We start from the raw sequence: 10,331 nt of genomic DNA, 5'->3' as shown, positions 1-10,331 counted from the left end.
ATCCGTCGGCTCCTCAACGAACTGGTAGCCGCATTGGCGGCAGAGATAGCGTTGCTTACCCGTATGGATGTGGCCGTTTTTGACGATATAAGTGGCTTGGCACTCAGGGCAGGTCGGCATGAGTCGTCAAGGGTTTCTTCTTGATCACCTTAACAAACACATCATTACCCCTGGGGCACTACCAAAATATCTTTGCTGGCTTCAAAAAAAGCGGTGCAGCTTGCAAGTAGGAACCAGCTCACACAATTTGCTCCTGAGAATTTTTCGCTAGCTAAATATCATTAGTTAACAGGGCAGTCGGCCAAGCCAATGCTAGAACCATTGCAACACCGCACTAAATCGATATCTTAACGTCTGCCGCGATCGCAGTAGCTTGTAGGATAGGCAAAGGAGCACCGTCTATCCCCATCGACATCAGATTATCGGCTCATAATAGCCCGTATTGATCAGGCAAGACGTTGGCTGCTGATAGGCGCACCAGAACTTTATCCCTCCTGCTCTTGATTGACGGCGATTTACCATGCCGATTGACGTAGGCCGCTTTTACCGGGCCTCAAATCCCAGCCAGCCCATTACCGATCCCCGCTACTACATTGACTGCTCTAGCGTACGCGGGGGCGATATCATTCGGGAGCTAGAGCGGACCGTGGTGCTGCTCTCGCCCAATCAGCCCACCACTCAGCTTTTTACCGGCCACATTGGTTCTGGCAAATCAACGGAGCTGTTTCGGCTGAAGTCAGGTCTAGAAACGGCTGGATTTCATGTGGTCTATTTTGAGTCAGACCAAGACTTAGAGATGGGCAACATTGACATCACCAATATCATGCTGGTGATTGCCCGCCGCATTGCTGCCAGCTTAGAAGCGGTGCAGATTCAACTGCGACCTTCCTATTTTCAAAACCTACTGCGGGAAATTTCTCGCATTCTCAACACGCCGATTGAGGTTTCTGACATTAGCGTTTCTATGGGAATTGCTTCCATCACCGCCAGAGCCAAAGAAAGTAACGAGCTTCTGAGCAAGCTGCAAAATTTTCTGGAACCTCGCACTAAAAGCATTATCGATGCCATTAATCAGGAAATTATCGTGCCGGGTACCGAACGGCTCAAGCAGCAGGGCAAGCAGGGACTCGCTGTGATTGTGGACAATCTCGATCGCATTGATAGCACCCGCAAAGTGGGCGATCGCACTCAGCCCGCCTATATCTTTGTCGATCGCGGCGATCAGCTTAAGCGGCTAGCCTGCCATGTGGTCTATACTATTCCGCTGGCCCTCGTGTTTTCCAACGATCAGCCGCGTCTGCTCAACCGTTTTGGCATTGGCCTGAAGGTATTGCCGATGGTGCCGGTCAGAACGCGGCAGGGAGAGCTGTTTGAGCCGGGATTAGTCCTGATGCGGCAGGTCATTCTTGCTCGCGCCTTCCCTGATTTGAGTGAGTCTGCTCGGTTAGAGCAGATTACAGAGCTGTTTGATCACAGCGCTACGCTCGATCGCCTCTGTGATATTAGCGGCGGACATATGCGAACCCTGCTGCGGCTACTGGTAGGCTGTCTGCAGCGGCAAAATCCGCCCCTCTCCCGCCAAACCCTTGAAACTGTGATTCGAGACGAACGGGACTTCCTGGCTAGAATCGTGGAGGAGCCTGAGTGGGCGCTGCTGCTGCGGGCGGTGCAGCAGCTCAGCGTGCAGGGTGACGAAGACTATAACGCCCTGCTGCGCAATCTGCTGGTCTATGAATATCGCGATGAAATCGGCCAGTGGTTCAACGCCAATCCGCTGCTGGCCGAAACCGAAAAATTTAAAGCGGGGCAGCGCCAGAGGTCTCAGGAGTAGTCTAGAATGACGCCCAAAGACTTGACTGAAGCGATTTTGGCTCACAACCAGGAGAGCTTAGAAAATTTGCAGCGGGCGATCGCCTTGGGTAGAGATTCTTTTTATCTGCTGTTTGCCCCCTGCAACTATCAGCGCCTGCAGGATTTGCTGACTGAGTCCCTGCAGCAGCGGCTAGCTAACGCCCAAGTGCTGCACCTCCAGACTCAGATATCCTCGCTCTATCAGGCTATCAGCCAACAGCTCAAAGTCTCGGCTCCGCCTAGCGTTTTGCTGATTACGGGGCTAGATCAGGTGAGTCAACTACCGGCAGTTCTGGCTCAGGACAATCTGGTGCGCGACAACTTTCGCCAGTTCCAGTTTCCCATTGTGCTCTGGCTGAATGAATACAGTCTGCAGCAGTTTAGTCGCTACGCGCCTGACTTTGTGACCTATGCCACGCGCCCTGGTAGTTTTGACTATCCGGCTCATGTCTTAATTTCCCTGCTGCACCAAAGCGCCGATCAGCTTTTTGCCCAAACGCTGCAAACCCAGAGCGATCGCGCCTTACCGAATACGGCAATTGCTTTGCAGAGTGACTCCCAACTCAGCAGCGAACTTGAATTTGCCCTGAATGATTTAGCCACTGCTGGCCGTACCCTTGATCCTGTCCTGCAGGCGTGTCTAGACTTTGTGCGGGGTCGGGAAGCGCACGCCCAATTAGAGATGGAAGCGGCGCGATCGCGCTATGAGCGTAGTTTGCAATTTTGGCAAGAAAAGAAAGGGGAAAGCCGGGAGGATCAGGAAAATAGCAACAATCAAGGGCAAGTGGCGAAAGAGGCTGAAAGCGGTTCTGAACCCGCATTGTTGACTGCCTATTGCGATCGCGCAGCGGTTTTGCTCTTTTATTTAGGAATTTGGTGGCGCAGCTACGGGGTATTGCAGCGATCGGCCTACGAGGCAGCGCTGGGGCAGGCCCGCCATTATTTTGAGCAGTGTTTAGCCATTTTTCGACAGCAGGAACAGTCTCAGCGGGTGGCGCAGTTTATTCACGCGCTGGCAGAGGTCTTGCAAAAACAGGGCGACTGGCCAGCACTGAGCGCGGTCGTGGCGGAAGCGCTGCCGCTACATCAGCAGGCTCAAGACTGGATTCGGCTCGCCCGCGATCGCGGCTATTTGTCAGAAATTGCCTTAAGACAGGGCGATTGGACAACGGCTCAGGCAGAGGCACAGCGGGCCTTAGATCTGGTGGCACAGGTAGAGTCCGTTGAGAAATCCGACCGGGGATCGGCCTTAGCGATCGCTCAAAAGTTTCAAAAGGGCTGGTACCATTTTCTGCTGGGTGAAGCCATGATGCATACGGCAGCGCCAGAGAAAGCGATCGCTCACTTAGAGACGGCTCGCGCCCAAAGCGATCCCAACCTCGATTTAATGCTGTATCTGCAAATTCTCAATGAGCTCATTCATCACTACTTTGAGCAAGGCCAATATTTAGCAGCTTTCCAGATCAAACAAGGGCTACGCAAGACCGAATATCAGTTCAACCTGAGAGCTTTTGTCGGAGCCAGTGCTGTTCAGCCGCATCAGCTTACCGCCTCTACCGCGCCGCTAGATGAGGAGACACACGCCATTGTTGCTTCTGAAATTACGGCCTCCGGTCGGGAGCAGGACGTGCGGGCTTTGGTCGATCGCCTGAGCTTGCCGCGCTATCAGCTCATTGTTATTCACGGCGATTCCGGCGTGGGTAAAAGCTCTATTCTGAATGCGGGCTTAGTCCCGGCGCTACGGCAAGAAACGCCGGAGGGACGCACAGTCGTGCCTGTTTTGCTGCAGGTTTATGGCAGCTGGGAAACGGCGATCGCCACGATACTAGAGAATCGGGCGGGCGCAGCGGCAAAAACGGAAAAAGTTGAGGGAGAGGCGGTAGAGCCAAGACTGGAGCGCTTGATTGCGTTGGCGGTAGAGCAAAATCAGCTTGTTATCCTCATCTTTGATCAGTTTGAGGAATTCTTTTTTGAGTGGCCGGAGCTAAAAGAGCGGCGGCGATTCTACCAGTTCTTTCAGCATTGTTTAGAGCTGCCATTTGTCAAAGTGGTGCTAGCGCTGCGGGAAGACTACCTACACTATTTGCTAGAGATTGAGCGGCTGGTGGATCTCAGCGCAATTGACAACGATATTCTAGGCCGAGAGATTCGCTATGGACTGGGCAACTTTTCTATGGCCGGAGCGGAGCAGGTCATTCGTCAACTGACAGCCAGCGCTCAGTACTACCTGCCGGGTGACTTAATTGCGGCTTTAGTCGCAGATTTGGCCGCTGAAACAGGGGAAGTCCGACCCATCGAGCTACAGGTCGTGGGAGCAGAACTACAGCGAGAAGGCATTGATTCCCTGAGCCAATATCGTCAGCTTGGCGATCAGCCGAAGCAAAGGCTGGTACAGCAGTTTCTTGACAGCGTTGTCAGCGACTGCGGCCCGCCCAATAAGAACCTGGCCTGGATAGTGCTGTATCTGCTCACGGATGAAGACGCAGACAATCGCCTCTACCGCCCTCTTAAAACCCAGGAAGAATTAGCCGAAGAATTGACGCTGCTGAGCATGGACTTTACCCTCCCACAACTCACTCTGGTGCTGGCAATTCTAGTGGGATCGGGCCTGGTTTTTGAAATTCCTGAGCAAACGGGCGATCGCTACCAGCTCGTTCACGATTATCTCGTTCGCTTTGTCCGGCAAGAGCAAGCCCCCGATTTAGTCAAGCAGTTAGAAGCCGCTAGAGAGGCCACCAAAGCGGCCCAAGAGCAAGCTGCTGCCCTATTGGCAGAGAAAAACAAGCTATTGGAGCAGCGCCTAGGGTTTGCGCGGCGGACAGCTTCAGTTTTGGTGGCGATCGCTCTTTTTCTGCTGCTGCTGGTGATTGACGAAGCCTTAATGCAGCCGTAAGCCGCTCACGACAGATTTACTTGCCCAACAAACTCTGAAGAAAAGTCAGAATTGAGGCTCTTGCTCGCTTATCCGTGACTAGCCGTTGAACCTGATAGGTGGTAAAAATCGCTGATGTGTTTAGCAAATCTATAATGTCCAAACCGTTGGGACGCGGATGATGTAGCTCATAACCGGCTGACCGCATACAGGAACCCGCAATCCGCTCGCAAATCATCATCTCAGTTTGAGTCAGTTCTTTAGAAGAACTTCCCTTAAACGAAGAATTCCGCTTGTCTAAGGCAACTTGCCCGCACACTTGAGTGTCTAGAAAAGCCGCTAAGCGATCGGCTACAGCCTCAGGCGTTTTCACCAGGTCTTCAAACTTGACAACTTCAACCGGCGCCCGTCCTCGTTGAATAAAGTCTTGCACCTTCTCATAAGCCTTTTTCCAGTACAGAGAATAAACAACGGGGTGATACTGACGCGATTCCCCGTCTTGGCTACCGTGGGTTTTGACGCGAGGCAGGCCCTTGAAGGAGCGCATCATCTTGCGCGGATCTCGCAAAATATAGATGAACTTTACGCCTGGAAAGGTGTCAGTTAGCTCATCCATATGCATAAAGTCCTGCGGCGTTTTGTAGCCCCAACGATGTTTGCCGCAGTGCCGCGCCAGCCGCATCATCCATTCTTCCAACACCTGAGACCAAGTAAGCGGATTAGTATTTAACGCTTGCAGGAGCGATCGCTCCATATCAAACGTATCTTCTAGGCTTAACTCAGGAATATAGAAATTTTCCTCAAACTTAATTTTTGCTCGCAACTGCCAGGTCAGTGAGTTGATCAGCTTTTCAAGCAGTTGCTGATTCTCAGCCAGGTTCGAGGAAGTAGAAATTCCTAAAGCAGCCGCTTTCTGATAGGGATACAAATCATCAAATACGAACCAGTCATCTAAACAAGACAGGACATGGGCCAAATAAGATGAACCGCTCCTGGGCAGACCCACAACGATAACGGGCGCAGTCGAATGGCCAACAACCCGCGCAGTGCTTTTTATAACCGTTTCTAAGCTACTAGAAGAGTTATGCATATAGCTAAGTAGAAAAAATCTTAGTCAAATGTACATATGATAAGATGACCAATAGAATTAGGTTGTCTATCTATTACTCGGAGATTTCCCAAGCAGGCACCCGATCTCTAACAGTTTCCTTGAAATTGTCGTAGTCTAGTTCCCAGCCTAGCCAATTTCCTAATATATTGAGGTCGGGATCAAATTTTTCTTTTAAGAGCGCTAGATTATCTGCAGAAAGCTGCGGTTTTTCCTTTAAGGTCCACCAGCTTTTGATCCAGTTGCGAAACTCCTTGGGCACAAACTGTTTACGAATTTGTTTGAGCACGGGAGCTTCAACCAGCAAGTCCCGCCAAGCGCTGCGTCGCAGTCTTTCCGTTGACGCATTACCTCGCTCGAACTCGTCTTGCCAAACAGGATGTCCCGGATAGCCAATAAATCTGCAAATACGCTCCAATTCTGATTGCGGATGAACACAGAACCGTTCAAAGAAAACCGGCAAAACTTGCTCTCTACCAAAAGCCTCGAAAAACGGCTGGAGCTGATAGCTGTATTGGCTATAGGCAATTAGTTCTGGGTGAGTGCTAAGTGCCGAGTTGATATCCGTTGAAATTACCCGTTGTGTCCACTCATGGATGTAGTGGGAAACAAGCCGATCAACCGGATGCCGCATCATATAAATTAGCTTGGCATCGGGCACATGAGATTTAAGGCGTTCAACCGCTTGGGGATAAGTTGGTAACTTAGTATAGTGAGTGCTAGCCTCGCCGCAGAGATCTTCAGCTTTAGCCTCGGCGAACAGACTGGAATACCAGTCAATTCCTTTATCATATTCACTATCGTCACTAAAAAAGTTCGGCTCCTTAGGAGTTGACATAAAAATGTGAGGCTGAGCTACTAGCTGCTCATGAAGCGTTGTCGTTGCACACTTCATAGCACCGATAATGATAAAGTCAGGCTTAATAGTATTCATTTCCCTTGCAAGAAGAAAGTATATTCATAGCAAAAAACCAAAGTTTGTTTTGGGTTAAACAATTCTCTGGTTAAAAACGTTTTTTATATTTTTATCTCAGCTTGACCGATAAAACTGTTGCCACATAGAGAACCCAGTATATATTTACAGATCTCATAAGAGTACTTTCAGTCATGTTATACATCAGCAGTAGTGTCAAAAATGCCAACGGCCAAAAACTTTCAGGTGAACTTGCCGCATAGGCTCTTTTTAAAGCATGGGCATAAGTTATGAGAAAGCCAATAAAAAATAAACCAAGTCCAATAAGACCTAGAGAGAGTGCTAAATCATAGAAACCATTATGAGCGTGAGATGGAATATAATTGCGTGAAACATTAGAGCCAACATAAACGGCATGAGGGCTTCCGGGTGCCCAGAAGGCCATCCTGCCGTAGCCCAACAGGGGATTAGCCGCGATTTTCTCCCGGGCTGCTTCCCAAATCAGCGTACGCCCTGACAAGGTAGGATCTCGTCCTAAACTAAACAGAATCGTATTCCAAAAGCTAGTCATTACCACAGTAATCCCTGCGGCGAACATAGTTCCTATATCCAGCAACAAAACTGTTTGCTTGCCCTTCCAGCGATAAAATCTATAAATAGAAAGTATTAGCAAAACAACAATAAATACAATTAGACCCGTCTTCGAAGTTGATAAAATAATCAGCGCAATTGAGACTAAAACTCCTATACGGCCAAGCCAGGCTTCTGCCTTATTAGCATTGCTTACCGTCAATACAAAAAAGCTCACTAGCGTCAGGGCCATGTGCGCAGAGAAGCCATTTTTGTTACCGTATATTCCCTTCCAAGCTCCTGCGTGTTTACCGTCGAGATGGACGCCAATTCCAGGATTCGTGACGACAACAAAAAGGCTCAATAGAGCACCTGTTCCGAGGGTGACAGCGACAATCTTGAGCTGCTCTTTCACGGTGAAGCGAGAGGCAAAGTATAAGCTAAAGATCGTCATTGGAATCAGCTCAGATCTGATAGAACCAGCTGTAATTGCCGGAATTTCCGACCACAAGAATGAGGCGACTGCTAGCAGAATAAGCAGCCAAATAAAGAAGCCTCGTTTTATAGAGCGAATTGTTAACGAAGTTCTAGCTATTAATAAAAAAGCAAAGAAAACAGGAACGCTATATCTAATTAATGAAAGAGCAGAACCTGGTAAAAAGGGGGAAAGACCACCTGTAAAAAACAGAAGCATCAATCCTGAAAGAATTTTTTCTATTCGTTCAAGATCAATTTTCATAAGCTCAAATTTATACTCATACGATGTATTCGGAAATATTTAAGCAGCATTTTTAGTAAATATTATTAAGAAGTTTGTCTTATTGACTAAACTTGAGACTTTCGACATTAAGTCTTCAAATAAGCCGCTATTTCAAGACATCAACTGCTTTTAAATCCCAAAAGCGATCGCTTTTACCATAAAATTCCAAAAATTTATTAGTATCTTCTGAAATCTCTTTAAGTGCCCATTCTAGCGTTTCTGGCTTCCAAGTCGGTTTTCCGGTAGAAGATTTGAAGAAAAGCTTCTGTTTCAAAGGTTTACGAATAGAGGGAGGAATTATTTTAGCGCCAGTGCGAAGCAGAGGATATTGACGTAGCTTGGACAGGGCACTTGACGGTATTTTTTTACCAGCGGAAGGATTCAAGTGAATTTGCTCTTGAGAAAAAGAAAAGTGGGGATCGACTTCCAGAAACTTATAGCATTCTTTAAGGACGCCTTGATTGCTTTTTCTGAAGTCTTCGTAAAAGACAATCATAATCTGATCATCTGAAAAGTACTTTCTGAAAGCGTTGATTTGCTGCCAGTAGTTAGAAGCATCTACCAGCCACTCTCTGTTTAAGTGGACGGCTTCGTTGAAGTCATAGTGAACATCTTCCCCGCCGTGAGAACGAATTTGCAGCCAATAGGATTCAATTCTGTGAATCGGATTGCGAACGCAGTAAATTAACTTAAAATCTGGATTATACGCAAAAATTCTTTCAACCGTATCAGGAAATACTTCCTTCATTGTGTAAAGATTGTTTCTATCTCCCCTAGCTTTGTATGCCTCACCGTCTTTGTAAAGCGACTCATACCAGTCAGTGCCTTTGGCAAAAATTTGATCTTCCGAAAAAAATCTTGTTTCCTTGCTGATCACAAAAATTTCTGGATGCTGAGCCAATAGATTGCTAATTGACGTGGTCGCACACTTAGAAGCACCGATGATTAAAAAGTTAGGTTTCATACACTTCTCCTAAAGTTTGAAAGGGGATTGAAAATATTTAAAGTTAAGTCTTTTTAGTCTTTCTATAGGAGTATGAGCTAAGACAGTGCTTTTGAATCCATTTTTCTCCTAAATCTGGAGCCGGCATTAACCATTGCTGAATCAAGTCTGCCCATTTAACTGGAACCTGTAATGCTTGCCAAGCCTGTTCTGAATTTTTTGAGAGTTGATGATAAAGATCTGGATTGTTGATCAAGGTCGTAACCGCTTTTGCTAGCGCTTGAGGCTTTGCAGCAGCATAGATCATGGCATTTTCCTGATGTACCAGGTTGTGACGGAACATAGGATGATCTGAGGCAATAATCGGCGTACGGGAGCAAAACCCTTCATAAATAGTTAAAGGAAATCCTTCCGGGTATTCTGGGCGGCTAGGCACCAATACAAAGTCGGAATTTCTCATTAAGTCAATAACCGAGTTGTGAGCAACTAAGCCCAAAAACGATACTTCTGCTTCAAGATTCAGCTTAGATATTTGTTGATGAAACGGGGTCAGATTTCCTTTACCCGCAATCTTGAGTTTTGCAGCAACTCCCTGTTGCTTAAGGATGCTGACTGCTTCAATCAGGTCGCTAACTCCCTTAGCCTCGCTAATTGAGCCAACGTAGACCAGTTCCCAGGGCTTTTGCCTTTGAGGCAGATGCTTAGCCGTGTAGTGGCTAGGTGTAATGCTGTAAACCCAATCCCAAGGAACAATTTTGCTAGGTTTGACGCCAATCTGTTGTAAGTTTTGGCAGGCATTTACGCCATGATTGCCAACCCATTCAATCTGCGGATTGTTTAATAGCCGAGCAAGCTGAAAATTTCTAAATTTGTGTTTCAGGCTTTGATTTTGAAAGGAATCTGCTAAGAGCGTGATGGTATGAATGCCATGAGCAATACCCCACTGAAGAATTTCTTTAATCGGGGCACGGACAACTAAGTGAGTTGGACGTTGATCGGCGATAAACTTGATCAAGTGCTTAGCTGCCTGATTCCGATCGAACCCTGTGCCAATGACGCGAAATCCTGGTTCGACAAGTTCGTTGTAGGGTTCTTTTGAATAGCAGCACAAAACAGCAGCTTCATCAATTTGCTTGCCAAGCTTAGAAATTGACTCAATGGCATAGCGATGAGCATGGTAAGTTTCACTCTGCCCATTAGCTAGTCGGTAGTAAGCTTCCCGATAGTCTCCGGCATACAGGACAATCAAAAGTCGTTTTGATTTAGAATCCATCTTTTAGAGCTAGCCTGAACTCTTTGTAAAACTGATAAAAC

8 protein-coding genes are annotated in these 10,331 nt (G+C 47.6%); 2 read left to right on the top strand and 6 right to left on the bottom strand.

Annotated elements, in window-relative coordinates; genetic code table 11:
• Nucleotides 1–120, bottom strand: a 120-nt coding sequence (locus QJQ48_RS21560; protein ID WP_346293315.1) for an IS1/IS1595 family N-terminal zinc-binding domain-containing protein, incomplete at its 3' end; no start/stop codon positions are given.
• 400 nt (nt 121–520) lie between these two features.
• Between QJQ48_RS21560 and QJQ48_RS21555 the strand changes: the two genes are divergently transcribed.
• A complete protein-coding gene (locus tag QJQ48_RS21555; protein ID WP_346293313.1) occupies nt 521–1,831 on the top strand; it encodes an ATP-binding protein in 1,311 nt (436 codons plus the stop codon).
• A gap of 6 nt (nt 1,832–1,837) precedes the next feature.
• The gene (locus QJQ48_RS21550; RefSeq protein ID WP_346293312.1) at nt 1,838–4,744 is read left to right on the top strand and encodes a tetratricopeptide repeat protein; all 2,907 of its coding nucleotides are present in this window, start codon (nt 1,838–1,840) and stop codon (nt 4,742–4,744) included.
• A gap of 16 nt (nt 4,745–4,760) precedes the next feature.
• On the opposite strand, the gene QJQ48_RS21545 is transcribed toward QJQ48_RS21550, so the two are convergent.
• The 5 genes from QJQ48_RS21545 to QJQ48_RS21525 all read right to left on the bottom strand — a co-directional run bounded on the left by QJQ48_RS21545 (nt 4,761) and on the right by QJQ48_RS21525 (nt 10,290).
• Nucleotides 4,761–5,813 carry a sulfotransferase family protein gene (locus QJQ48_RS21545; RefSeq protein WP_346293311.1) on the bottom strand — a complete coding sequence of 351 codons (1,053 nt, stop codon included), beginning with the start codon at nt 5,811–5,813 and terminating at the stop codon, nt 4,761–4,763.
• Nucleotides 5,814–5,886: 73 nt separating this feature from the next.
• Complete coding sequence (locus QJQ48_RS21540) at nt 5,887–6,765, bottom strand: sulfotransferase family protein (protein ID WP_346293310.1); 879 nt, start codon at nt 6,763–6,765, stop codon at nt 5,887–5,889.
• Between the two features lie 91 nt (nt 6,766–6,856).
• A complete protein-coding gene (locus QJQ48_RS21535; RefSeq protein ID WP_346293309.1) occupies nt 6,857–8,053 on the bottom strand; it encodes an O-antigen ligase family protein in 1,197 nt (398 codons plus the stop codon).
• Nucleotides 8,054–8,180: 127 nt separating this feature from the next.
• Entirely contained in the window at nt 8,181–9,038 is an 858-nt protein-coding gene (locus tag QJQ48_RS21530) for a sulfotransferase family protein (RefSeq protein WP_346293308.1), read from the bottom strand.
• 43 nt (nt 9,039–9,081) lie between these two features.
• Entirely contained in the window at nt 9,082–10,290 is a 1,209-nt protein-coding gene (locus tag QJQ48_RS21525; protein ID WP_346293307.1) for a glycosyltransferase, read from the bottom strand.
• Nucleotides 10,291–10,331: the final 41 nt, after the last annotated feature.

The organism is Sphaerothrix gracilis Ecp01 (assembly GCF_030405905.1).
Classification (GTDB): domain Bacteria; phylum Cyanobacteriota; class Cyanobacteriia; order Phormidesmidales; family Phormidesmidaceae; genus Sphaerothrix; species Sphaerothrix gracilis.
Note: the sequence above shows the minus strand (reverse complement) of the source record. Positions and strands in the feature narration are given on the sequence as shown.

Bases quoted from the DNA above. Each gene is read 5' to 3' on its own strand.
- QJQ48_RS21555 (WP_346293313.1), top strand. From the start codon at position 521: ATGCCGATTGACGTAGGCCGCTTTTACCGGGCCTCAAATCCCAGCCAG.
- QJQ48_RS21550 (WP_346293312.1), top strand. From the start codon at position 1,838: ATGACGCCCAAAGACTTGACTGAAGCGATTTTGGCTCACAACCAGGAG.
- QJQ48_RS21545 (WP_346293311.1), bottom strand. From the start codon at position 5,813: ATGCATAACTCTTCTAGTAGCTTAGAAACGGTTATAAAAAGCACTGCG.
- QJQ48_RS21540 (WP_346293310.1), bottom strand. From the start codon at position 6,765: ATGAATACTATTAAGCCTGACTTTATCATTATCGGTGCTATGAAGTGT.
- QJQ48_RS21535 (WP_346293309.1), bottom strand. From the start codon at position 8,053: ATGAAAATTGATCTTGAACGAATAGAAAAAATTCTTTCAGGATTGATG.
- QJQ48_RS21530 (WP_346293308.1), bottom strand. From the start codon at position 9,038: ATGAAACCTAACTTTTTAATCATCGGTGCTTCTAAGTGTGCGACCACG.
- QJQ48_RS21525 (WP_346293307.1), bottom strand. From the start codon at position 10,290: ATGGATTCTAAATCAAAACGACTTTTGATTGTCCTGTATGCCGGAGAC.